Origin of the sequence: Salmonella sp. SAL04213 (assembly GCF_046550535.1) — a bacterium.
GTDB classification, from domain to species: domain Bacteria; phylum Pseudomonadota; class Gammaproteobacteria; order Enterobacterales; family Enterobacteriaceae; genus Salmonella; species Salmonella enterica.
Genome location: NZ_JBGDXS010000005.1, coordinates 242439 through 266148, shown reverse-complemented (window position 1 = coordinate 266148; position 23710 = coordinate 242439). Strand labels below are relative to the sequence as shown.

Sequence of the window (23710 nt, the reverse complement as noted above, 5' to 3'; positions counted from 1 at the left end):
TCTAACATGGCCTTATTACAAATTAGTGAGCCTGGTCTGAGCGCCGCGCCGCATCAGCGTCGTCTGGCGGCGGGCATCGACTTAGGCACTACCAACTCTCTGGTTGCGACGGTTCGCAGCGGCCAGGCGGAAACTCTGCCTGACCACGAAGGGCGCCACCTGTTGCCTTCAGTGGTTCACTATCAGCAGCAGGGCCATACGGTCGGTTACGCTGCGCGTGACAATGCCGCGCAGGATACGGCCAACACTATCAGCTCTGTGAAACGCATGATGGGACGCTCGCTGGCGGATATCCAGGCGCGCTATCCGCATCTGCCTTACCGGTTTAAGGCAAGCGTTAATGGGCTGCCGATGATTGACACGGCGGCTGGATTGCTCAATCCGGTACGCGTATCGGCTGATATTCTCAAAGCGCTGGCCGCGCGGGCTAGCGAATCGCTCTCCGGCGAGCTGGATGGCGTGGTGATTACCGTTCCCGCCTATTTCGATGATGCCCAACGTCAGGGGACGAAAGACGCCGCGCGGCTGGCGGGCCTGCATGTACTGCGCCTGCTCAACGAACCGACGGCAGCGGCGATTGCCTACGGTCTGGACTCAGGCAAAGAAGGCGTTATTGCTGTTTACGATCTCGGCGGCGGTACCTTCGATATCTCTATTTTACGCCTGAGCCGCGGGGTGTTTGAAGTGCTGGCGACGGGCGGTGATTCTGCGCTCGGCGGCGACGACTTTGACCATCTGCTGGCGGACTATATTCGCGAGCAGGCGGGAATTGCCGATCGTAGCGACAATCGCGTTCAGCGCGAACTGCTGGATGCCGCGATTGCGGCGAAAATCGCCTTAAGCGATGCCGATACCGTTAGCGTTAACGTTGCGGGCTGGCAGGGGGAGATCACTCGCGAGCAGTTTAACGATCTCATTTCCGCGCTGGTTAAGCGCACGCTATTGGCCTGCCGTCGCGCATTGAAAGATGCCGGCGTTGATCCCCAGGACGTTCTGGAAGTGGTCATGGTCGGCGGTTCGACCCGTGTACCGCTGGTGCGTGAGCGGGTGGGCGAATTTTTTGGCCGCACGCCGTTAACCGCTATCGACCCGGATAAAGTGGTCGCTATCGGCGCAGCGATTCAGGCCGATATTCTGGTCGGCAACAAGCCGGACAGCGAAATGCTGCTGCTGGACGTGATTCCACTCTCTCTTGGGCTGGAAACGATGGGTGGCCTGGTGGAAAAAGTCATTCCGCGCAACACCACTATCCCGGTGGCGCGCGCGCAGGATTTCACCACCTTCAAAGACGGTCAGACCGCGATGTCTATCCATGTGATGCAGGGCGAACGCGAACTGGTGCAGGACTGCCGTTCGCTGGCGCGCTTTGCGCTGCGCGGGATTCCGCCGCTGCCGGCGGGCGGGGCGCATATTCGCGTGACCTTCCAGGTAGACGCCGATGGCCTGTTGAGCGTCACCGCAATGGAAAAATCCACCGGCGTCGAGGCCTCCATTCAGGTCAAACCTTCCTATGGCCTGACCGATAGCGAAATCGCCTCGATGATCAAGGATTCCATGAGTTTTGCCGAGCAGGACGTGAAAGCGCGTATGCTGGCGGAGCAAAAAGTCGAAGCCGCGCGCGTGCTGGAAAGTTTGACCGGCGCGCTAACTGCCGACGCCGCGCTGTTAAGCGCCGCAGAACGTCAATGCATTGATGATGCCGCCGCACATTTAAGCGCGGTCGCACAAGGCGATGATGTTGACGCCATAGAACAAGCCATTAAAAACGTAGATAAACAAACCCAGGAATTTGCCGCTCGCCGCATGGACCAGTCGGTTCGTCGCGCGTTGAAAGGCCATTCCGTAGACGAGGTTTAACATGCCGAAGATTGTTATTCTGCCTCATCAGGATCTTTGTCCGGATGGCGCAGTTCTGGAAGCTGAGACCGGTGAAACCATTCTTGACGTTGCGCTGCGCAACGGCATCGAGATTGAACACGCCTGTGAGAAATCGTGCGCCTGCACCACCTGTCACTGTATTGTACGTGAAGGCTTCGACTCCTTGCCGGAAAGTTCGGAAGAAGAAGACGATATGCTGGATAAAGCGTGGGGGCTGGAGCCGGAAAGTCGACTGAGCTGCCAGGCCCGCGTTACCGACGACGATCTGGTTATCGAAATTCCACGTTACACAATCAACCATGCGCGTGAGCATTAACAGAGGGTAGTATGGGACTCAAGTGGACCGATAGCCGCGAGATCGGCGAAGCGTTATACGACGCATATCCTGATGTCGATCCTAAAACCGTTCGTTTCACCGATCTGCATCAGTGGATCTGCGAACTGGACGATTTTGACGACGACCCTAACGCATCCAATGAAAAAATTCTGGAGGCGATTCTGCTAGTCTGGTTGGATGAAGCAGAGTAAGTCAAATAACGGGCTGCCCTACGGCGGCCCGTTTGCTAATAAGGAAAATAACAATGACAGAAGCCATGAAAATTACGCTTTCCACGCAGCCTGCCGATGCGCGCTGGGGCGATAAAGCCACTTACAGTATTAATAACGACGGTATTACCTTGCATCTTAACGGTAAAGACGATCTGGGATTGATCCAGCGTGCGGCGCGTAAAATCGACGGCCTGGGAATAAAACAGGTCGCGCTGACAGGCGAAGGATGGGATACCGAGCGTTGTTGGGCATTCTGGGCGGGTTACAAAGGACCAAAAGGCGTCCGTACCGTAATGTGGCCGGATTTAGACGATGCCCAACGTCAGGAACTGGATAACCGCCTGACCATTATTGACTGGGTGCGCGACACCATTAATGCTCCGGCGGAAGAGCTTGGGCCGGAGCAACTGGCGCAGCGCGCAGTGGATCTGCTGTGCAGCGTCGCGTGCGATAGCGTCACTTACCGTATCACCAAAGGCGAAGATCTGCGCGAGCAGAACTATATGGGGCTGCATACCGTAGGCCGTGGTTCTGAGCGTCCACCGGTACTGCTGGCGCTGGATTACAACCCGACGGGAGACAAAGATGCGCCGGTTTATGCCTGCCTGGTCGGTAAAGGTATCACCTTTGACTCCGGCGGCTACAGTATCAAACAAAGCGCTTTTATGGACTCAATGAAATCCGATATGGGCGGCGCGGCGACAGTAACGGGCGCGCTGGCGTTCGCCATTACCCGTGGGTTGAATAAACGCGTAAAACTGTTCCTGTGCTGCGCCGATAATCTGATCAGCGGCAACGCGTTTAAACTGGGCGATATTATTCGCTACCGTAATGGCAAGAATGTCGAAGTCATGAATACCGATGCGGAAGGGCGACTGGTGCTGGCGGATGGCCTGATTGACGCCAGCGCACAACACCCGCAGCTAATCATTGATATGGCGACGTTAACCGGCGCGGCGAAAACGGCGCTGGGTAACGATTATCATGCGCTATTCAGTTTTGACGATACGCTGGCGGGGCGCTTGCTGACCAGCGCGGCGCAAGAGAATGAACCGTTCTGGCGTCTGCCGCTGGCGGAGTTTCACCGTAACCAGCTGCCGTCTAACTTTGCGGAACTGAACAACACCGGCAGCGCGGCGTATCCCGCTGGGGCAAGCACCGCCGCGGGTTTTCTGTCGCACTTTGTTGAAAATTACCGCGAAGGCTGGCTGCACATTGACTGTTCCGCCACTTATCGCAAAGCGCCGGTTGAGCAGTGGGCTGCCGGGGCAACCGGTCTGGGTGTGCGCACCATCGCGAATTTGCTGACCGCCTGAACGGTGTTTTTGTAGGCCGGGTAAGCGAGGCGCCACCCGGCATTTTGCCTGATGGCGACGCCGTGCGTCTTATCAGGCCTACAACCCATATACATAATTTGTGATTCCTATGTCCGAAACTAAAAATGAATTAGAAATCTTGCTGGAGAAAGCGGCGACTGAGCCCGCGCATCGTCCGGCATTTTTCCGTACCTTACTGGAGTCCACCGTCTGGGTGCCGGGCAGCGCTGCCGAAGGCGAGGCGATTGTGGAAGACAGCGCTCTGGATTTGCAGCACTGGGAAAAAGAAGACGGCACGACCGTCATTCCCTTCTTTACTTCTCTGGAGGCGCTGCAGCAGGCCGTGGAAGACGAACAGGCATTTGTGGTGATGCCGGCGCGCACGCTGTTTGAAATGACGCTTGGCGAAACGCTATTCCTCAACGCTAAATTGCCGACCGGCAAAGAGTTTATGCCGCGTGAAATCAGCCTGCTTCTCGCTGAGGAAGGCAGTCCGTTAAGTACGCAGGAAGTGCTGGAAGGCGGCGAGTCGCTTATTTTATCCGAAGTGGCCGAGCCGCCGTCGCAGATGATTGATTCCCTCACTACGCTGTTTAAAACCATCAAACCGGTGAAACGCGCATTTCTCTGCGCGATTAAAGAACATGCGGACGCCCAACCCAATCTGCTGATTGGCATTGAGGCTGACGGCGATATTGAAGAGATCATTCACGCAGCGGGCAATGTGGCGACCGACACGTTACCGGGTGACGAACCGATCGATATTTGTCAGGTGAGGAAGGGCGAGCAGGGTATCAGCCACTTTATCACTGAGCATATCGCGCCGTTCTACGAGCGCCGCTGGGGCGGGTTCCTGCGCGATTTTAAACAGAACCGCATCATCTGAAGAAAAGAAAGCCGCCCAACAGGGCGGCCTCCTGGCTTACCTGCTCTGGACGTTGAGCGTTACGGGAACAGAGCTACCTGGGTGGCTTCTGTCTGCGTGAAGACACAACGTGCCAGAAACAAGAAGCACGACACAAAAGCATCGTACCTTCATGTTGCGGTCCTTGCGAAGACCGCATCACGGCAGCACCGCTGGCGATAATGCCGTGATAGCAGGCACTACGGTGTGCCTGCGCTTACGGCCATGGGTTATCCTCTCCTGAAGCCAGCGCCCGTTTGCGAGACGGCGGAAAGGGCCGGGAAAGATAATACCTCAAATGTTGAATAGTTTCCCGGTAAATCATATTGACATTTGCTCCCTTAAAAGGGAGTATTAATCCCCTACGGTGTGCCTGCGTTGCTATGGCAACAAAGCCTGCTGGAAAGGCCGCGAACCGGACCAGCACAAAAAAACCGCTCAACTGAGCGGTTTTTTTGTGGCCTGCTTAAACCGAATTTATGTAGATTCGTTTTAAATCAGCCTGAACGGTAGGCCGGATAAGCGTGAGCGCCACCCGACATCATGTCGATTAATCGACGAGCGCGTCCAGTTTTGCCCAAAACGCCTCATGATAATCCTCCAGGTCAAGTAAAGCGGCATCGCGTTGTTCATTCATTTTTTGCAGTGCCTTCCATTGCGGAAGATGTAAATCCTCTTCGGTAAAGCCAATGTCTTTAGCGCCCGAAATAATATTATAGAGATATTCCACCAGAGAAGACTCCGCCAGCCAGAATTCATTACGTTCCATGCGGGCAATAGGGTATTCGCCGTTGGCATCCCGTTCTGTGATATAGATAAAAATGGCCTGATCGCCGACATGATCGATACGAATTAATGCCGGAAGACGGGGATCGTTACTCCAGACAGGCATCAGATCTTCAATATCAATACCTGAGCTATCCATGCCAGCGCCGTAATACGCCTCTTCATCAGGGGAGTAAGAATGAATTACTCCCTCTTTATCAATAGATCTTTGTAATGTTTCAATCACAGGCATATTATAATTGCTAAGTAGATCGCGGTCGTAGGCCAGTAGCGCCTTCAGGCTTTCAGGTAACTCAGTGGTTTCCGTATTTTGCGGATCGCGATACTTACGCACTCGCAGACGACTTATTTCCTCGGCAGACATAGGAGTAGGTACCTTATTACGGTTAACCTTTTTAACCAACTCAATTAAATTAGCGAGTGAAATATCCATTTTTCATCCTTAAAAATTATATTTACAGGAGTTATTTCCCGGTGAAAACCAAAACAGCGGTGATGATACTCCTTATACCCGGCGTAAAGTATTTACCGATAAAAAATAGGATTTTATTAAGAGAAAATAATGCCCGTTTGCAGGACAGCGGAAAAGAGCTGAATAAAAACAATGTCTGTAGATCGTTTTACATCAGCCTGAACGGTAGGCCGGATAAGCGTGAGCGCCATCCGGCATGGCGGATATTAAGCGGGTTCAACCGGTAAATCGGTACGCGCGCCCCATTCGCTCCACGCGCCGTCGTAAAGCGTGACGTCAGGCACATCCAGCGTGGCGAGCGCCAGCACCACGACCGCGGCCGTCACGCCGGAACCGCAACTGGCGATAATCGGTCTGTCGAAACTCACGCCGTGGCTGAAAAAAACCTCATTCAGTTCGTCAGTGGTCTTTAATTCGCCCTCATACACCAGTTCCGTCCACGGGACGTTTAGCGCGCCAGGAATGTGTCCGCGCCTCAGTCCCGGACGCGGTTCATCAACCTGAGCGTTGAAACGCGCCGCCGGACGCGCGTCAACGATTTGCGCGGTTTTTTCATGACTTGCCAGCAATACGTCGGTGAGACGCACCACGGCTTGCGGCGTGAATTTCGCCTCAAACTCGCCTCCTTCATGCGCTTCCTCGCCTTCGCGCAATAGCCATTCGTCGCGCTGCCAGCCCGCCAGTCCGCCCGCCAGAATGGACACTTTCTCGGCACCGAACGTGCGCAGCATCCACCACGCCCGCGGAGCGGAGAACAGATTGCCTTCATCGTATATGACCAGGTGTTTATCCTGGCGAACACCCAGTTCACGCATGGCCACCGCAAACGCTTCCGGGCGCGGCATCATATGCGGCAGCGGCGATGCGCGATCGGAAAGTGCTTCAATATCAAAAAACAGCGCGCCGGGAATATGTCCGGCGCGATATTCGCCCGCCATATCACGATGTTCCTGTCCTGGCGGCGCCATACGGGCGTCAAGAATCTGTATTTCCGGATCATCAATATGTTCGGCAAGCCAGTCGGCGGCGACAAAAAAGGCGGTGGTCATGGGCATCTCCATTGTTACCTGATTATGATCAAATTGTCGGACGTTTCCCGAAAAGGGACAAGTAGAAGAGGCTGTTTTGGCTGGCGAAACCACATTTCTGCGTAAAATTTTCGCATCATCACAGTAATACGGACTTACACAATAAAATTTCTCACGCATAATATCTCATCAACCGTTGCTGACAGGCCGTTAAGGCCAGGGATGAAAGATGAAACATTTACGCGTGGTGGCCTGCATGATCATGCTGGCGCTGGCGGGATGCGATAACAACGATAAAACCGCCCCGACGACTAAAAGCGAAGCGCCAGCCGTAGCGCAGCCCTCGCCCGCGCAAGACCCGGCACAGCTACAAAAGCTGGCGCAGCAAAGCCAGGGCAAAGCGCTCACGCTATTAGACGCCTCCGAAGCGCAGCTTGACGGCGCGGCGACGCTGGTGCTGACGTTTTCAATTCCTTTAGATCCTGAACAGGATTTCTCCCGTGTGGTTCACGTGGTTGATAAGAAAAGCGGCAGCGTTGACGGCGCATGGGAGCTGGCGCCAAATTTAAAAGAGCTAAGGTTACGTCATCTGGAACCTGAACGCGTGCTGGTGGTCACGGTTGATCCCGCCGTTAAAGCGCTGAATAACGCCACCTTCGGCAAGTCTTATGAAAAAACGATTACCACGCGTGATGTCCAGCCCAGCGTCGGCTTTGCCAGCCGGGGATCGCTGCTACCGGGGAAAATAGCGGAAGGACTGCCGGTCATGGCGCTTAACGTCAACCATGTTGATGTGAACTTTTTCCGCGTTAAGCCCGGATCGCTGGCGTCATTTGTCAGCCAGTGGGAGTACCGTAGTTCTCTCTCTAACTGGGAGTCCGACCATCTGCTGAAAATGGCGGATCTGGTTTATACCGGTCGTTTTGATCTTAATCCGGCGCGCAATACGCGTGAGAAACTGCTGCTGCCATTAAGCGATATTAAGCCGCTGCAACAGGCGGGCGTATATGTGGCGGTAATGAATCAGGCTGGACACTACAACTATAGTAATGCCGCTACGTTGTTTACCCTTAGCGATATCGGCGTGTCCGCGCACCGTTACCATAATCGGCTGGATATCTTTACGCAAAGCCTGGAAAACGGCGCGGCGCAGTCGGGAATTGAGATCGTTCTTCTGAATAATAAAGGTCAGACGCTGGCGCAGGCGACGAGCGACGCGCAGGGACATGTGCAACTGGAAGCTGATAAAGCGGCGGCGCTATTACTGGCGCGTAAAGAGGAGCAGACCACGCTGCTCGATCTCACGCTTCCGGCTCTGGATCTGTCGGAATTTAATGTCGCTGGCGCGCCCGGCTACAGCAAGCAGTTCTTTATGTTCGGCCCGCGCGATCTCTACCGACCGGGCGAAACGGTTATCCTCAACGGATTACTGCGCGATAGCGACGGTAAAACGCTGCCCGATCAACCCGTTAAGCTGGAAGTGGTAAAACCAGACGGACAGGTGATGCGCACCGTCGTCAGCCAGCCGGAAAACGGGCTATACCGTTTGAATTATCCGCTGGATATCAACGCGCCGACCGGCTTGTGGCATGTCCGCGCCAACACCGGCGATAATTTGCTGCGGAGTTGGGATTTCCACGTGGAAGACTTTATGCCGGAGCGGATGGCGCTCAACCTGACGGCGCAAAAAACACCGCTGGCGCCTGCGGATGAGGTGAAATTCTCCGTTGTCGGCTATTACTTGTATGGCGCGCCTGCTAACGGCAATACCCTGCAAGGGCAACTTTTCCTGCGTCCGCTGCGCGACGCTGTCGCGGCCTTGCCTGGCTTCCAGTTCGGCAATATTGCCGAAGAGAATCTTTCGCGCAGCCTGGACGAAGTTCAACTGACGTTGGATAAAGGCGGACGTGGTGAAGTGAGTGCTGCCAGCCAGTGGCAAGAAGCGCATTCGCCGCTGCAGGTAATTCTACAGGCCAGCCTGCTGGAGTCTGGCGGTCGTCCGGTCACTCGTCGCGTAGAGCAGGCGATTTGGCCTGCCGATACGTTACCGGGAATTCGTCCACAGTTCGCCGCCAAAGCGGTATACGACTACCGTACGGATACCACCGTTAATCAACCGATTGTCGACGAAGACAGCAACGCCGCATTCGATATTGTTTACGCCAACGCGCAGGGCGAGAAAAAAGCGGTGTCCGGTTTACAGGTGCGGCTCATCCGCGAGCGTCGCGACTATTACTGGAACTGGTCGGAAAGCGAAGGCTGGCAGTCGCAGTTTGATCAAAAAGATCTGGTGGAGGGCGAGCAGACGCTGGATCTGAACGCGGATGAAACCGGAAAAGTCAGCTTCCCGGTGGAATGGGGCGCGTACCGTCTGGAGGTCAAAGCGCCGAATGAGACGGTCAGCAGCGTTCGTTTCTGGGCCGGCTATAGCTGGCAGGATAACAGCGACGGTAGCGGCGCGGCGCGTCCGGATCGCGTCACCCTCAAACTGGATAAAGCGAGTTATCGTCCAGGCGATACCATGAAATTGCATATCGCCGCGCCGGTCGCCGGTAAAGGTTATGCGATGGTGGAGTCCAGCGACGGTCCGCTGTGGTGGCAGGCGATCGATGTGCCGGCACAAGGTCTGGAGCTCACGATTCCGGTGGATAAAACCTGGAATCGCCACGATCTCTATCTCAGTACGCTGGTGGTGCGTCCCGGCGATAAATCTCGTTCCGCGACGCCAAAACGCGCCGTGGGGTTACTACACCTACCGCTGGGGGATGAAAACCGCCGCCTCGATCTGGCGCTGGAAAGCCCGGCTAAAATGCGCCCGAATCAGCCGCTCACCGTCAGGGTGAAAGCCAGCGTTAAACACGGCGAAATGCCAAAACAGATCAACGTGCTGGTCTCCGCGGTCGATAGCGGCGTATTGAATATCACCGATTACGCGACGCCGGACCCGTGGCAGGCGTTCTTCGGTCAAAAACGCTACGGTGCGGATATCTACGATATTTACGGCCAGGTCATTGAAGGGCAGGGGCGGCTGGCGGCGTTGCGTTTTGGCGGCGATGGCGACGACCTTAAGCGCGGCGGAAAACCGCCGGTAAACCATGTCAATATCATCGCGCAGCAGGCGCAGCCGATCACGCTCAATGAGCAGGGCGAAGGGGTCGTAACGCTGCCGATTGGCGACTTTAACGGCGAACTGCGGGTTATGGCGCAGGCATGGACAGCGGACGATTTTGGTCGCGGCGAAAGCAAAGTCGTTGTCGCCGCGCCAGTGATTGCCGAGCTGAATATGCCGCGTTTTCTGGCGGGAGGGGATGTTTCGCGACTGGTGCTGGACGTCACCAATCTGACCGACCGTCCGCAGACGCTGAATATTGCGCTCGCCGCCAGTGGGTTACTGGAATTGCTTAGTCAACAGCCGCAACCGGTCAACCTGGCGCCGGGCGTGCGCACCACCTTATTCGTTCCGGTACGCGCGCTGGAAGGTTTTGGCGAAGGCGAAATCCAGGCGACCATTAGCGGTCTGAATCTGCCGGGAGAAACCCTCGGCGCGCAGCATAAGCAGTGGCAAATCGGCGTGCGTCCGGCCTGGCCTGCCCAAACGGTAAATAGCGGCATTGCGCTGGCGCCGGGAGAGAGCTGGCATGTACCAGAGCAGCATCTGGCAAACGTCTCGCCAGCCACGTTGCAGGGACAACTGCTGTTAAGCGGAAAACCGCCGCTCAATCTGGCGCGCTACATTCGCGAGCTGAAAGCATATCCGTACGGGTGCCTGGAACAAACCGCCAGCGGGTTATTCCCGGCGCTGTATACTAATGCCGCTCAATTGCAGTCGCTCGGTATTACCGGCGATAGCGATGAAAAACGGCGCGCCGCGGTGGATATCGGCATCTCCCGCATACTACAGATGCAGCGTGATAACGGCGGTTTTGCGCTATGGGATGAAAATGAGGCGGAAGAGCCCTGGCTAACGGCCTACGCGATGGATTTCCTCATTCGCGCGGGCGAGCAGGGATATAGCGTCCCGCCGGAGGCCATTAACCGGGGCAATGAGCGACTGCTGCGCTATCTGCAGGATCCCGGCACGATGCTGATGCTGATTCGTTATAGCGATAATACCCAGGCCAGTACTTTTGCCGCTCAGGCTTACGCCGCGCTGGTACTGGCGCGTCAGCAGAAAGCGCCGCTCGGCGCGCTGCGCGAAATCTGGGAGCGCCGTAGTCAGGCGGCTTCAGGACTGCCGCTGATGCAATTGGGCATCGCGTTAAACACGATGGGCGATGCCAGACGCGGCGAAGAGGCCATTACGCTGGCTCTGAATACGCCGCGTCAGGACGAACGGCAATGGATAGCGGATTACGGCAGTTCTCTGCGCGATAACGCTCTGATGTTGTCGTTACTGGAAGAGAACAACCTCAGACCGGACGCGCAAAACGCGCTATTAAGCTCGCTTTCTGAGCAGGCCTTCGGTCAGCGCTGGCTCTCTACCCAGGAGAACAATGCCTTGTTCCTCGCCGCGCATTCGCGACAGGCCAGCGCGGGCGCCTGGCAGGCGCAGACCTCGTTAGAGGCGCAGCCGCTGGCGGGCGACAAGGCGCTGACCCGTAATCTGGATGCTGACCAGCTGGCCGCCCTTGAGGTGACGAACACCGGTAGCCAGCCGCTATGGCTGCGTCTGGATAGCAGCGGCTATCCCTCATCTGCGCCTGAGCCTGCCAGCAACGTTTTGCAGATTGAACGACAAATACTGGGGACCGATGGTCAGCGCAAATCGCTGTCCTCGTTGCGTAGCGGCGAACTGGTGCTGGTCTGGTTAACGGTAGTGGCCGATCGCAATGTGCCGGATGCGCTGGTGGTGGACCTGCTCCCGGCCGGGCTGGAGCTGGAAAACCAGAATCTGGCTGACAGCAGCGCCAGCCTGCCGGAGAGCGGTAGCGAAGTGCAAAATCTGCTTAATCAGATGCAGCAGGCGGATATTCAGTATATGGAATTCCGCGACGATCGGTTTGTGGCTGCCGTCGTTGTCAATGAGGGCCAGCCCGTGACGCTGGTCTACCTGGCGCGCGCGGTAACGCCGGGGACGTACCAGCTTGCGCAACCGCAGGTGGAATCGATGTACGCGCCTCAGTGGCGGGCAACCGGCGCGAGCGAGGGGCTGCTGATTGTGACGCCTTAAATGAACGGTTGGCGTGGTAAACGTGGCCGCTGGCTGTGGCTGGCGGGCGCGCCGCTTTTTATTTTCCTGGCGTTATGGGCGGCGGATAAACTCTGGCCGCTGCCGCTCAATGAGGTCCATCCTGCGCGGGTCGTGGTAGCCCATGACGGTACGCCGCTGTGGCGCTTTGCCGACGCCGGGGGGATCTGGCGTTATCCGGTGACGATTGAAGAGGTCTCTCCCCGCTACCTGGAGGCCCTAATCAATTACGAAGATCGCTGGTTCTGGCGGCACCCTGGCGTTAACCCTTTCTCCGTCGCGCGCGCGGCATGGCAGGATCTTACCGCCGGGCGCGTTATTTCCGGCGGCAGTACGCTGACTATGCAGGTGGCGAGACTGCTGGACCCGCATTCGCGCACGTTCGGCGGTAAAATCCGCCAGCTTTGGCGCGCCCTCCAGCTTGAATGGCATTTGTCCAAGCGCGATATCCTGACGCTGTACCTGAACCGCGCGCCGTTCGGCGGCACGCTACAGGGTATTGGCGCTGCAAGCTGGGCCTACTTCGGCAAGCCGCCCGCGCGCCTGAGCTACGCTGACGCGGCGCTGCTGGCCGTATTGCCGCAGGCGCCGAGCCGGTTACGCCCCGACCGCTGGCCTGCGAGAGCCGAAGCGGCACGAAATAAAGTGCTGGATCGGATGGCGGCGCAGGGCGTCTGGCCTGCCGAAACGGTACGCGAGTCGCGTGAAGAACCGGTCTGGCTGGCGCCGCGTCAAATGCCGCAACTGGCGCCGCTTTTTGCCCGAATGATGTTGAGTAAAAGCCAGAACGACAAAATTGTGACCACGCTGGACGCCGGATTGCAGCGGCAACTGGAAGATCTGGCGCGGGCATGGAAAGGGCGGCTGCCTGCACGCAGTTCGTTGGCGATGATCGTCGTCGATCATACCGATATGAGCGTGCGCGGTTGGGTCGGATCGGTAGACCTTAATGACGACAGCCGTTTTGGTCATGTCGACATGGTAACGGCGATCCGATCGCCGGGATCGGTACTCAAACCCTTTGTGTACGGTCTGGCGCTGGATGACGGCTTGATCCATCCCGCATCATTATTACAGGACGTTCCGCGCCGCACCGGAGATTACCGCCCGGGAAACTTCGACAGCGGATTTCACGGTCCGGTCAGCATGAGCGACGCGCTGATACGCTCGCTGAATCTGCCTGCCGTTCAGGTGCTTGAAGCCTATGGGCCGAAACGATTTGCGGCAAAACTGCGTAACGTCGGCCTGCCGCTATATTTGCCTGCTGGCGCGGCGCCCAATCTTTCGCTGATTCTGGGCGGCGCGGGCGCGCGGCTTGACGAGATGGCGGCGGCATACAGCGCGTTCGCTCGTCATGGGAAAGCGGCGAAACTACGGTTACAGCCGGACGATCCGCTGTCGGAAAGACCATTAATGTCGCCGGGAGCGGCGTGGATCATTCGACGGATTATGGCGGATGAAGCGCAACCCTTGCCGGATAACGCGCTGCCGCGCATTGTGCCGTTGGCGTGGAAAACCGGCACCAGCTACGGCTATCGCGATGCGTGGGCTATTGGCGTTAACGCGCGCTATATCATCGGCATCTGGACAGGCAGACCCGACGGCACGCCTGTGGTGGGGCAATTTGGTTTTGCCAGCGCGGTGCCATTGCTTAACCAGGTCAATAATCTGTTACTGGCGCATACGGGACGCCTACCGGAAGATCCGCGTCCGCAGACGGTAAGCCGCGGCGTCATTTGCTGGCCGGGCGGACAGACTCTGCCTGCCGGAGACAGCAACTGTCGCCGCCGCCTGGCGACATGGCTTCTCGATGACAGCCAGCCGCCCACGCTGCTGTTACCTGAGCAGGAAGACATCAACGGTATTCGTTTCCCGGTCTGGCTGGATGATACGGGGCGGCGTGTCGCTGCCGACTGTCCGCAGGCGCGTGCGCATACGTTTATCGTCTGGCCGCGGCCGCTGGAGCCGTGGCTGCCGCCTGCGGAAAGACGTAGCGCCCGCTTGCCCGCGGCGTCCGCTTACTGTCCGCCGCTACAGGGCAATGATGCCGCGCCGTTAATGCTGTCAGGAGTGAGGGATGGCGCGGTGATCAGGCAATTGCCAGGCCAGGAAAACGTCACGCTGCCCGTCTCGACTACCGGCGGTAAAGGGCGTCGCTGGTGGTTTTTAAATGGCGAACCTGTTAATGGCGAAAATAATCGCCTTTCTTTATTACTCAATATCGCTGGACGTTATCAACTTGTCGTAATGGATGAGTCCGGTCAGGTTGCAGCGGTTAATTTTGAATTAATACGTTAACAACTCTTCAGAATAAATTATGAATTTCATTTAATTTAAAGTTAATGAGAATTATTAATTTTTCCGGAATTACCCTCAATGAGGGAGCTTGATAAATATCAAGAGATCTAACACTTAAAAACGTGAGAATGGGTTTTTATTTGACGAGTCGGATCATGAAAAATATAAAAAGCCAGGGAAATGGCGAACAGCCCGCTATTTCTCGCCGCCACTTTATCCAGGCCAGCTCCGCGCTTATTGCGTTACCCTTTGTCTCCTCGCCAGCTACCGCTCAGGCGCGCGCTGTGACGGCAACTGAAAACAGGCCTGCGGAAAAAGTCGTTCAGACATGCAGCACTTTTGACTGCGGGGGCAAATGCGATATTTGGGCGCATGTTAGTGACGGTATCGTGACGCGAATTTCAACGCGACCGGATAATGCGCTGGATGCGCAAATGCCGGTGATGCGTGCCTGTGTTCGTGGACGCGCATACCGTAAATTTGTTTATCATCCTGACAGACTTAAATATCCCATGAAGCGCGTAGGAAAACGCGGTGAAGGAAAGTTCGAGCGCATTTCCTGGGATGAAGCGACAACCTTAATCGCCGATAATTTAAAATCGATTACTGAAAAATATGGCCCGGCTTCGCGCTATGTTCATGTTGGCACCGCCGTTTCCGGCGGCACCTTTTCCGGCGATAAAATGGCGCGTCGCCTGCTGAATCTGACCGGCGGCTATCTCGAAAGCTACCATTCTGTGAGTATGGGCAACACGGCGGCCGCGACGCCTTATACTTACGGCATTGCCGCCAGCGGCAGTTCGCTGGATACGCTTTTGGAGACCAAACTGGTGATTCTGTGGGGCCATAACCCGACGGAGACCATTTTTGGTCATACCAACTATTTCTTGCAGAAGATGAAGCAGAACGGTACGCGGTTTATCGTGGTCGATCCGCGCTATTCCGACACCGTTTCGTCGCTGGCGGATCAGTGGATCCCGCTACTGCCCACCACCGACAATGCGCTGATGGACGCGATGATGTACGTCATCATCAGCGAGAATCTGCACGATCGCGCATTTATTGCGCGCTACGCTATCGGTTTTGACGAAGACTCAATGCCGGAAGGCGTACCGGCTAACGAATCGCTGGTGGCGTATCTGACCGGCGCCAAAGACGGTGTCGTTAAGTCCCCCGAGTGGGCGGAAAAGATCACCCATGTGCCGGCGCAAACCATTCGCCAGTTAGCGCGTGATTACGCGAATACCAAACCCGCCGCGTTGATTCAGGGGTGGGGACCACAGCGCCACAACTGCGGCGAACGCACCGCGCGCGGCTCGACCCTACTGGCGACCATTACCGGTAATGTCGGCATCAAAGGCGGTTGGGCTGCGGGTTACGGCGGCTGCGCTAACCGTAAATTTGCCGCGGGTCCGGAGATGCCGGATAACCCGGTAAAAGCCAAAATTTCGGTGATGAACTGGGTGCAGGCCGCAGACGACGCCAGCAAAGTGACGCCGGATATGGGGCTGAAAGATGCCGATAAGCTGGACAGTAACATCCGTATTCTGTTCTCGCTGGCCGGGAACTATCTGGCGAATCAGAACCCCGATCTGCACCAGGCGGTACGCGTACTGGAGGATGAATCAAAGATCCAGTTTATTGTCGCCAGCGATCTGTTTATGACGCCGAGCGCGAAATACGCTGATCTACTGCTGCCGGAAACCAGCTTTATGGAACGTTGGAACATCGGTGAAACCTGGGGTACGGCAAGCTACCTGATACTCTCTGAAAAACTGATCGAGCCTGAATTTGAGCGGCGCTCCGACTACGACTGGCTACGTGAGGTGGCGGCGAAATTAGGCATTGAGAATGAATTTAGCCAGGGGCGCGATGAGAAAGCGTGGATTGAACACATCTGGGAACAGACGCGCCTGGCGATGCCGGACGAAAATCTACCGGATTTCGCCACGCTGCAAAAGACCCGTCAGCATCTGTTCAAAAGCGCGCCATTTATCGCCTTTGAAGACAATATTCGCGATCCGGAAAATCATCCGTTCCCGACGCCGTCAGGGAAAATAGAGATCTTCTCGAAGCGCCTGTACGACATGCAGCATCCGGAAATCCCGGCGTTATCGCACTACGTTCCCGCGCATGAAGGCCCGGAGGATGCGCTGGCGAAAGATTTTCCGCTCCAGTTAATTACGTGGAAAGGAAAAAACCGCGCCAACTCAACGCAATACGCTAACCCGTGGCTGATTGAAGTGCAGCATCAAACATTGTGGATCAACCCGCAGGATGCGCAAAAGCGCGGCATTACGCATGGCGACATGGTGCGCATTCATAACTCACGCGGGATTTGCGAAATCCCGGCGGAAGTGACGCCGCGCATTATTCCTGGCGTTGTCGCGATGCAGGCCGGCGCCTGGTGGCAGCCGGATGAGAACGGTATTGATAAAGGCGGCTGTGCGAACGTCCTCAGCTCGGCCCGTATTACCGCGCTGGCGAAGGGAAATTCACATCAAACCATGCTGGTGGAGGTGGCTAAAGCATGAGTCAGTTTACACATTACCCGCCGGTGAGCGATAAACAACTGGGATTTTTCATCGACTCCTCACGCTGCTCCGGTTGTAAAGCCTGCCAGGTGGCCTGCAAAGACAAAAACAATCTGGAAGTAGGCCGTCGTTTCCGCCGCGTCTATGAAGTCAAGGGCGGAAGTTTCATCCCGACCGGGCAGGGCGGGGTCAGCAATAACGTATTTGCTTATACGCTTTCCATTTCCTGCAACCACTGTGCGGACCCTGTCTGCACCAAAAATTGCCCGACTACCGCTATGCATAAACGCCCGGGCGACGGCATCGTGCGCGTTGATACCGACAAATGCGTCGGCTGTGGCTATTGCGCCTGGTCCTGCCCTTACGGCGCGCCGCAGCTTAACGAGCAGACTGGCCAAATGTCCAAGTGCGACATGTGCGTTGATTTACTGGCGAAAGGTGAACCGCCCGTCTGTGTTGCGACCTGTCCGCTGGAGGCCATCAAGTTTGGTCCGATTGATGAACTGCGCGCGAAGTACGGTAGCGTATGCGACGTTAACGGGCTGCCAGATTCATCCATAACCAAGCCTAATCTGGTTGTAAAAGCGCATCAGGGCGCAGAAAAAGAGGGTAAACGCCATGCATGAGTTACCGCTGCTGATTTTTACGCTCTGTTTGCAAGGGTCTGTGGGTGTGACAGTGTGGCTGGCGTTGGGCCGCCAGTACGCCGTAGAGGGACGCGTGCCTGCACGCGGCGCGCTTCCCGCGATGGCGGGGGCGTTTGTACTGGCCTGCGTGGGGCTGCTTACTTCAGCGCTGCACATGGGCTATCCCCTGAATGCGCTAAACGCGTTACGTCATGTCGCCAGTTCGTGGCTGAGTCGCGAAATCGTCTTTGCCAGCCTTTATCTGGCGGCGCTGGGACTGGGGGTTGTGCTGCTGTTTTTCCGAAAACCAGGTTGGCAGCCGCTGCTGGCGCTGGCGGCAGTGTTTGGGCTGGTGGATGTATTCTGCATGGCGCAGGTTTATATCCATGCCTCGGTGGCGACCTGGCAGCATAGCAACACGCTGGCGCTGTTCTTTGGCACGTCAGGCATTATCGGCTCGGTAGTCATTGCGCTGGCTTATCTGCGCAACGCTGGCGCCGCAATGCGCTGCGCTGTGATAGTGGTCGCACTGATGGTGCTGATTCGCCTGATCATGCAGCCGCTATGGCTGGCGGATATTAATGCGGTGGATACGACGGTCGTCACTTTCCCGCATCATCCGCTACAGGCGCTGGCGCAGTTGCGCGACGTCTATCTTCTCGGCTGGTGTGTCTCAGCGGCGGGAATGCTCTGCTTTGCCGCAGGCGGTCTGCGAAACGCCAGAGGGACGCTGGTGGCGGGCAGCGTATTGCTGCTTCTCGGCGAGATTATGCTGCGCTACGTCTTCTTTAGTATTGGCTGATGGTTAACCTGACGATCGATCCGGCGGTAGACGTGACGCAGGCCTGCGTCCGTCGTCGCTTTCGTTTTTCTTCCTGCCGCGCTTGCGCCGATGTTTGTCCGGCGCAGGCGTTTTCGCTGGCGCAGGGGCAGGTCAGCATAGATACGACGCGCTGCATAGCCTGTGGCGACTGTCTGTTTGTCTGTCCTGTTGACGCCATTACCGGTATCAAACCGGTTAAACGCTTTGTGCAGGGGGATACGTTGGTGGGGCCGTTTTCGCTACAGGCGCCAACGGTCGATGAACTGCTTCTCTGGCACAGCCAGTACGGTATTCGCTTTATTGATATTGCGGTGGAGCGATCAGCGCAGTGGCTGATGGCGCTGGCGGGGCTAAATTTAGCGCTGCGCCGCTACGGCGAGCCGGGCTGGTCTTTCAAACACGTTGTCGGCGCGGAGATTAACGCCTCGCGGCGTACTCTGTTTCATGTTCCGCGCGACGCCATTACCCCGTGCGCCGTCGAGCCGGGGAAACGGCGTCTCAGACAGGCGTTTTCCGCGTTCAGCGAATGCGTACCCGAAATCAGTCCGCAAGAGTGCAGGATGTGCGGCGCCTGCTGGCGAAGCTGCCCGGAAAACGTTATCCAGTTTGACGACAATACCCTGACGATAGAGGCGGCGCGTTGTACGGGATGCGGCGGCTGTGCGGCGGTATGTCCGCATCAGGCGCTGCGGCTGCGGTTTGACGTGGAACCCGCGTCAACGCGGCATAGTGCGGTGCATACGCTCACCTGCGAAAGCTGCAAACGTACTTTCCATGCTCTCACGCCTGAACACACGCACTGCGTGCTGTGTCAGTCCCCTGAGTTTGCTGTGCGCCTTTAACTTTTGTTGCTAATGCTCATTTTATTTTAAAAAAATGTTACCTGCATCCATAGGCAATTGATGGGATGCTCTTTATAATCCGCGCCTGACATAACAACAGAACATATTTCAGAGGTAAACATGGCTATTGAACGGACTTTTTCCATCATTAAACCCAACGCGGTGGCAAAAAACGTTATTGGCAGCATCTTTGCGCGCTTTGAAGCTGCAGGGTTCAAAATTGTTGGCACTAAAATGCTGCACCTGACCGTTGAGCAGGCGCGCGGCTTCTATGCTGAGCACGACGGCAAGCCGTTCTTTGACGGTCTGGTGGAGTTCATGACCTCTGGCCCTATCGTGGTATCCGTGCTGGAAAGCGAAAATGCGGTACAGCGTCACCGCGATCTGCTTGGCGCCACCAATCCGGCGAACGCGTTGGCGGGTACGCTGCGCGCCGACTACGCTGATAGCTTAACTGAAAACGGCACCCACGGTTCGGATTCGCTGGAATCCGCGCAGCGCGAAATCGCCTTTTTCTTCGGTGAAGGCGAAGTGTGCCCGCGCACCCGTTAATCTCCTTCGTCTTTCACGCTGCAAATGCGTTGGCGATAAATTATCGGTTCAAATATTATTTTTGCTAATGCCGCGTGCAGACGTGGAATCCTTACGCCAGAATTTGTACAATGCAGCGCCCCCGGACGAGCAGTAAGCTTACCGGGGCGTTTCTTTTTCAACCCTCCAGGGGCCATAACGTGTAATAACGAGGCCGGAATAGCATATGTCTGAACAAATTGTCACACCTGAAAGCAGTACCCCGGTAGTTCTTAACAACGAAACAAAAATCAACCTGCTGGATCTCAACCGTCAGCAGATGCGCGAGTTTTTTAAAAACTTAGGTGAAAAGCCTTTCCGCGCCGATCAGGTGATGAAATGGATGTATCACTATTGCTGCGATAATTTTGATGAGATGACCGACATCAACAAAGTGTTGCGCGGCAAATTAAAAGAGGTCGCGGAAATCCGCGCGCCGGAGGTCGTTGAAGAGCAGCGTTCCTCAGACGGCACCATCAAGTGGGCGATTGCTGTCGGCGATCAGCGCGTTGAAACGGTCTATATCCCGGAGGACGACCGCGCTACGCTGTGTGTCTCTTCACAGGTAGGATGCGCGCTGGAGTGCAAGTTTTGTTCAACTGCGCAGCAGGGCTTTAACCGCAACCTGCGCGTATCGGAAATTATCGGTCAGGTCTGGCGTGCGGCGAAAATCGTCGGCGCGGCCAAAGTCACCGGCCAGCGTCCGATCACCAACGTGGTCATGATGGGGATGGGCGAGCCATTGCTTAACCTGACCAATGTCGTACCGGCGATGGAAATTATGCTCGATGACTTTGGTTTCGGCCTGTCCAAACGTCGTGTCACGCTCTCAACGTCCGGCGTGGTGCCTGCGCTGGATAAACTGGGCGATATGATAGATGTCGCGCTGGCTATCTCCTTACATGCGCCGAATGACACTATTCGCGACGAAATCGTCCCGATCAACAAAAAATACAATATCGAAACGTTCCTGGGCGCGGTTCGCCGCTATCTGGAGAAATCCAACGCCAATCAGGGGCGCGTGACGATTGAATACGTGATGCTTGACCACGTTAACGACGGCACTGAACACGCGCATCAACTGGCGGAGCTACTAAAAGAGACGCCTTGTAAGATTAATCTGATTCCGTGGAACCCGTTCCCTGGCGCGCCGTATGGCCGCAGCTCTAACAGCCGTATCGATCGCTTTTCTAAGGTTTTGATGAGTTATGGTTTCACGACCATCGTACGCAAGACGCGTGGCGATGACATTGATGCGGCATGCGGACAGTTGGCTGGCGATGTGATTGACCGTACCAAACGTACCCTGCGTAAGCGTATGCAGGGAGAGGTGATTGACATCAAGGCTATTTGATAGCAGTTGCGCTACGGGGCATTCATTATACCGTGGCGCAATGTCAGTTGAATAATGTCTGGCGTTGTACTTGTCTGGTCAATAATAACGGTGCGTTTTTGTCGACTTTAAGGCAGTATGTAATGGTGCAACAAGAGTTTAGCCTTGTGTCTTAGCGGTTTTGTCATCTGCGGCCTGACAGGCTTATACTGTCTGACTAAGGTTAACTAACCTGATGTTTCGCGGTGTGGGCGGGCATTACGGCTCGTCGGCGCCTGAATCCTAATTTACACGTACCTGTAGCTGTAGCGAATGAATACTGAAGCCACGCACGACCAAAATGAAGCACAAACCACCGGCGTTCGTCTGCGCAATGCCCGTGAACAACTCGGACTCAGCCAGCAGGCTGTCGCTGAGCGACTTTGCCTGAAGGTTTCTACGGTACGCGATATTGAAGAAGATAAGGCGCCGTCCGATCTTGCTTCAACCTTCCTGCGCGGATATATCCGCTCATATGCGCGTCTGGTGCATGTTCCAGAAGAGGAACTGCTGCCGGGGCTGGAAAAGCAGGCCCCGCTGCGCGCCGCCAAAGTCGCCCCGATGCAGAGTTTCTCATTAGGAAAGCGTCGTAAAAAACGCGACGGCTGGTTAATGTCTTTTACCTGGCTGGTACTGTTTGTGGTCGTAGGGCTGACCGGCGCCTGGTGGTGGCAGAACCATAAGGCGCAGCAGGAAGAGATCACGACAATGGCCGATCAAAGCACGGCTGAACTGAACGCAGATAAGGACAGCGGCCAAAGCGTACCGCTGGACACCGGTGCCGCGACAAGCCAGGATACGACGCCAGCGCAAACGGCTCCGGCGCCTGCGACGCCGGTTGATTCGACGGCGGCGACGCAAACGCCAGCGCCAACGGCGGCGGCGACGCAAAATACGGTAGTCGCGCCTTCGCAGGCGAATGTCGATACGGTTGCGACATCTGCCGCGCCAGCGGCAACGGAGACGCCGTCCGCGCTGCCGACCAGTCAGGCTGGCGTAGCGGCGCCTGCTGCCGATCCGAACGCGCTGGTGATGAATTTTACCGCTGACTGCTGGCTCGAAGTCACTGACGCCACAGGTAAGAAGCTGTTTAGCGGTATGCAGCGTAAAGATGGTAATTTAAACCTAACCGGTCAGGCGCCTTATAAACTTAAAATTGGCGCGCCGGCCGCGGTGCAGATCCAGTATCAAGGAAAACCTGTCGATCTGAGCCGCTTTATCAGAACTAATCAGGTTGCGCGTCTGACCCTTAATGCCGAACCGACACCGGCGCAGTAACAGACGGGTAACGCGGGAGATTTTTCATGCATAACCAGGCTCCGATTCAACGTAGAAAATCGACACGTATTTACGTTGGGAATGTGCCGATTGGCGATGGCGCCCCTATCGCCGTCCAGTCGATGACTAACACGCGTACCACTGACGTGGAAGCGACGGTTAATCAGATCAAAGCGCTGGAGCGCGTTGGCGCAGATATTGTTCGTGTTTCTGTACCGACCATGGACGCCGCCGAAGCGTTCAAGCTTATCAAACAGCAGGTTAACGTCCCGCTGGTTGCCGATATTCACTTCGACTACCGCATTGCGCTGAAAGTAGCGGAATACGGCGTTGACTGCTTGCGTATCAACCCCGGCAATATCGGTAACGAAGAACGCATTCGCATGGTGGTGGACTGCGCGCGAGACAAAAACATCCCTATTCGTATCGGCGTAAATGCCGGATCGCTGGAAAAAGATCTGCAGGAAAAATACGGTGAGCCGACGCCGCAGGCGCTGCTGGAATCAGCCATGCGCCATGTCGATCATCTCGATCGTCTCAACTTTGATCAGTTCAAAGTGAGCGTAAAAGCGTCCGATGTATTCCTTGCCGTTGAGTCTTATCGTTTGTTGGCTAAACAGATCGATCAGCCGCTGCATCTGGGGATCACCGAAGCGGGCGGCGCGCGTAGCGGGGCGGTCAAGTCGGCGATCGGTTTAGGTCTGCTGTTATCGGAAGGCATCGGCGACACGCTGCGCGTATCGTTGGCGGCCGACCCGGTGGAAGAGATCAAAGTCGGTTTCGATATCCTGAAGTCGCTGCGCATTCGCGCGCGCGGCATCAATTTCATCGCCTGCCCGACCTGTTCTCGCCAGGAGTTCGACGTTATCGGCACGGTGAACGCGCTGGAGCAGCGTCTGGAAGATATCATCACCCCGATGGACGTCTCGATCATCGGTTGCGTAGTGAACGGACCGGGCGAAGCGCTGGTATCGACGCTGGGCGTGACGGGCGGCAATAAGAAAAGCGGCCTGTATGAAGACGGCGTGCGTAAGGACAGACTCGATAACGACGATATGATCGCGCAGCTTGAATCCCGTATTCGCGCGAAAGCAAGTCAACTTGATGAAGCGCGTCGGATTGACGTGCTGCAGGTTGAAAAATAAGAACGTGATGGGAAGCGGCGCGCTTCCCGTGTATGATTGAACCCGCATGGCTCCCGGTTCGTTCGGGGAAGCGCTGAGGGTTCATTTTTATATTCAGAAAG

At 56.2% G+C, this 23710-nt stretch carries 19 protein-coding genes; 16 read left to right on the top strand and 3 right to left on the bottom strand.

Annotated features, from left to right (window positions below; genetic code table 11):
- Positions 1 to 6: 6 nt before the first annotated feature.
- From hscA to sseB, 5 genes are all read left to right on the top strand, one after another.
- Positions 7 to 1857 carry a Fe-S protein assembly chaperone HscA gene (hscA, locus tag ACLJPQ_RS14940; RefSeq protein WP_080184816.1) on the top strand — a complete coding sequence of 617 codons (1851 nt, stop codon included), beginning with the start codon at positions 7 to 9 and terminating at the stop codon, positions 1855 to 1857.
- Between the two features lies 1 nt (position 1858).
- Positions 1859 to 2194 carry an ISC system 2Fe-2S type ferredoxin gene (gene fdx, locus ACLJPQ_RS14935; protein WP_001124466.1) on the top strand — a complete coding sequence of 112 codons (336 nt, stop codon included), beginning with the start codon at positions 1859 to 1861 and terminating at the stop codon, positions 2192 to 2194.
- Between the two features lie 11 nt (positions 2195 to 2205).
- Complete coding sequence (gene iscX / locus ACLJPQ_RS14930) at positions 2206 to 2406, top strand: Fe-S cluster assembly protein IscX (protein ID WP_000523621.1); 201 nt, start codon at positions 2206 to 2208, stop codon at positions 2404 to 2406.
- Between the two features lie 53 nt (positions 2407 to 2459).
- On the top strand, positions 2460 to 3743 hold the full coding sequence (pepB, locus tag ACLJPQ_RS14925; RefSeq protein WP_000133541.1) for an aminopeptidase PepB: 1284 nt from the start codon (positions 2460 to 2462) through the stop codon (positions 3741 to 3743).
- A gap of 109 nt (positions 3744 to 3852) precedes the next feature.
- Entirely contained in the window at positions 3853 to 4629 is a 777-nt protein-coding gene (gene sseB / locus ACLJPQ_RS14920; RefSeq protein WP_001522413.1) for an enhanced serine sensitivity protein SseB, read from the top strand.
- A 36-nt stretch (positions 4630 to 4665) separates the two neighbouring features.
- Here the strand turns inward: sseB and timP are convergent, their stop codons facing one another.
- Together timP and ACLJPQ_RS14910 are read right to left on the bottom strand one after the other, a co-directional pair.
- Positions 4666 to 4782: a small toxic inner membrane protein TimP gene (timP, locus tag ACLJPQ_RS14915; RefSeq protein WP_242618368.1), complete on the bottom strand. Its 117-nt coding sequence runs from the start codon at positions 4780 to 4782 to the stop codon at positions 4666 to 4668.
- A 415-nt stretch (positions 4783 to 5197) separates the two neighbouring features.
- Positions 5198 to 5866, bottom strand: coding sequence for a DUF5066 family protein (locus tag ACLJPQ_RS14910; protein WP_079915480.1), 669 nt, complete (start codon positions 5864 to 5866; stop codon positions 5198 to 5200).
- A gap of 41 nt (positions 5867 to 5907) precedes the next feature.
- Here ACLJPQ_RS14910 and ACLJPQ_RS14905 point away from each other — a divergent pair, with 41 nt between their 5' ends.
- Positions 5908 to 6132: a hypothetical protein gene (locus ACLJPQ_RS14905; protein ID WP_001533267.1), complete on the top strand. Its 225-nt coding sequence runs from the start codon at positions 5908 to 5910 to the stop codon at positions 6130 to 6132.
- On the opposite strand, the gene sseA is transcribed toward ACLJPQ_RS14905, so the two are convergent.
- The gene (sseA, locus tag ACLJPQ_RS14900; protein ID WP_017442248.1) at positions 6112 to 6954 is read right to left on the bottom strand and encodes a 3-mercaptopyruvate sulfurtransferase; all 843 of its coding nucleotides are present in this window, start codon (positions 6952 to 6954) and stop codon (positions 6112 to 6114) included. The genes ACLJPQ_RS14905 and sseA overlap by 21 nt on opposite strands.
- A gap of 208 nt (positions 6955 to 7162) precedes the next feature.
- Here sseA and ACLJPQ_RS14895 point away from each other — a divergent pair, with 208 nt between their 5' ends.
- The 10 genes from ACLJPQ_RS14895 (at position 7163) to ispG (ending at position 23609) form a co-directional block, all read left to right on the top strand.
- Positions 7163 to 12103, top strand: coding sequence for an alpha-2-macroglobulin family protein (locus ACLJPQ_RS14895; RefSeq protein ID WP_080184817.1), 4941 nt, complete (start codon positions 7163 to 7165; stop codon positions 12101 to 12103).
- Positions 12104 to 14419 (top strand): peptidoglycan glycosyltransferase PbpC, encoded by a 2316-nt coding sequence (gene pbpC, locus ACLJPQ_RS14890; protein WP_080184818.1) that lies wholly within the window; start codon positions 12104 to 12106, stop codon positions 14417 to 14419.
- Positions 14420 to 14574: 155 nt separating this feature from the next.
- Entirely contained in the window at positions 14575 to 16953 is a 2379-nt protein-coding gene (locus ACLJPQ_RS14885) for a DMSO/selenate family reductase complex A subunit (protein ID WP_312038675.1), read from the top strand.
- On the top strand, positions 16950 to 17579 hold the full coding sequence (locus tag ACLJPQ_RS14880; protein ID WP_000077436.1) for a DMSO/selenate family reductase complex B subunit: 630 nt from the start codon (positions 16950 to 16952) through the stop codon (positions 17577 to 17579). The genes ACLJPQ_RS14885 and ACLJPQ_RS14880 overlap by 4 nt, the downstream gene beginning before the upstream one ends.
- Positions 17572 to 18381 (top strand): dimethyl sulfoxide reductase anchor subunit family protein, encoded by an 810-nt coding sequence (locus ACLJPQ_RS14875; RefSeq protein WP_080184820.1) that lies wholly within the window; start codon positions 17572 to 17574, stop codon positions 18379 to 18381. Before ACLJPQ_RS14880 ends, ACLJPQ_RS14875 begins: the two co-directional genes overlap by 8 nt.
- Entirely contained in the window at positions 18381 to 19244 is an 864-nt protein-coding gene (locus ACLJPQ_RS14870; RefSeq protein WP_080184821.1) for a 4Fe-4S binding protein, read from the top strand. The genes ACLJPQ_RS14875 and ACLJPQ_RS14870 overlap by 1 nt, the downstream gene beginning before the upstream one ends.
- A 120-nt stretch (positions 19245 to 19364) precedes the next feature.
- Positions 19365 to 19796, top strand: a complete 432-nt coding sequence (ndk, locus tag ACLJPQ_RS14865) for a nucleoside-diphosphate kinase (protein WP_000963846.1) — start codon at positions 19365 to 19367, stop codon at positions 19794 to 19796.
- A gap of 205 nt (positions 19797 to 20001) precedes the next feature.
- Complete coding sequence (locus ACLJPQ_RS14860; RefSeq protein ID WP_000003206.1) at positions 20002 to 21168, top strand: bifunctional tRNA (adenosine(37)-C2)-methyltransferase TrmG/ribosomal RNA large subunit methyltransferase RlmN; 1167 nt, start codon at positions 20002 to 20004, stop codon at positions 21166 to 21168.
- 291 nt (positions 21169 to 21459) lie between these two features.
- Positions 21460 to 22464 (top strand): cytoskeleton protein RodZ, encoded by a 1005-nt coding sequence (gene rodZ / locus ACLJPQ_RS14855; protein WP_080184822.1) that lies wholly within the window; start codon positions 21460 to 21462, stop codon positions 22462 to 22464.
- Between the two features lie 26 nt (positions 22465 to 22490).
- Positions 22491 to 23609: a flavodoxin-dependent (E)-4-hydroxy-3-methylbut-2-enyl-diphosphate synthase gene (ispG, locus tag ACLJPQ_RS14850; RefSeq protein WP_000551804.1), complete on the top strand. Its 1119-nt coding sequence runs from the start codon at positions 22491 to 22493 to the stop codon at positions 23607 to 23609.
- Positions 23610 to 23710 lie beyond the last annotated feature (101 nt).

Excerpts from the sequence above, each read along its gene's own strand:
- hscA (WP_080184816.1), top strand. The coding sequence starts at position 7 with ATGGCCTTATTACAAATTAGTGAGCCTGGTCTGAGCGCCGCGCCGCAT.
- ACLJPQ_RS14875 (WP_080184820.1), top strand. The coding sequence starts at position 17,572 with ATGCATGAGTTACCGCTGCTGATTTTTACGCTCTGTTTGCAAGGGTCT.
- pepB (WP_000133541.1), top strand. The coding sequence starts at position 2,460 with ATGACAGAAGCCATGAAAATTACGCTTTCCACGCAGCCTGCCGATGCG.
- ACLJPQ_RS14860 (WP_000003206.1), top strand. The coding sequence starts at position 20,002 with ATGTCTGAACAAATTGTCACACCTGAAAGCAGTACCCCGGTAGTTCTT.
- sseB (WP_001522413.1), top strand. The coding sequence starts at position 3,853 with ATGTCCGAAACTAAAAATGAATTAGAAATCTTGCTGGAGAAAGCGGCG.
- sseA (WP_017442248.1), bottom strand. The coding sequence starts at position 6,954 with ATGACCACCGCCTTTTTTGTCGCCGCCGACTGGCTTGCCGAACATATT.
- timP (WP_242618368.1), bottom strand. The coding sequence starts at position 4,782 with ATGAAGGTACGATGCTTTTGTGTCGTGCTTCTTGTTTCTGGCACGTTG.
- ACLJPQ_RS14885 (WP_312038675.1), top strand. The coding sequence starts at position 14,575 with ATGAAAAATATAAAAAGCCAGGGAAATGGCGAACAGCCCGCTATTTCT.
- fdx (WP_001124466.1), top strand. The coding sequence starts at position 1,859 with ATGCCGAAGATTGTTATTCTGCCTCATCAGGATCTTTGTCCGGATGGC.
- ndk (WP_000963846.1), top strand. The coding sequence starts at position 19,365 with ATGGCTATTGAACGGACTTTTTCCATCATTAAACCCAACGCGGTGGCA.
- iscX (WP_000523621.1), top strand. The coding sequence starts at position 2,206 with ATGGGACTCAAGTGGACCGATAGCCGCGAGATCGGCGAAGCGTTATAC.
- ACLJPQ_RS14880 (WP_000077436.1), top strand. The coding sequence starts at position 16,950 with ATGAGTCAGTTTACACATTACCCGCCGGTGAGCGATAAACAACTGGGA.
- rodZ (WP_080184822.1), top strand. The coding sequence starts at position 21,460 with ATGAATACTGAAGCCACGCACGACCAAAATGAAGCACAAACCACCGGC.
- pbpC (WP_080184818.1), top strand. The coding sequence starts at position 12,104 with ATGAACGGTTGGCGTGGTAAACGTGGCCGCTGGCTGTGGCTGGCGGGC.
- ACLJPQ_RS14870 (WP_080184821.1), top strand. The coding sequence starts at position 18,381 with ATGGTTAACCTGACGATCGATCCGGCGGTAGACGTGACGCAGGCCTGC.
- ACLJPQ_RS14910 (WP_079915480.1), bottom strand. The coding sequence starts at position 5,866 with ATGGATATTTCACTCGCTAATTTAATTGAGTTGGTTAAAAAGGTTAAC.
- ACLJPQ_RS14895 (WP_080184817.1), top strand. The coding sequence starts at position 7,163 with ATGAAACATTTACGCGTGGTGGCCTGCATGATCATGCTGGCGCTGGCG.
- ispG (WP_000551804.1), top strand. The coding sequence starts at position 22,491 with ATGCATAACCAGGCTCCGATTCAACGTAGAAAATCGACACGTATTTAC.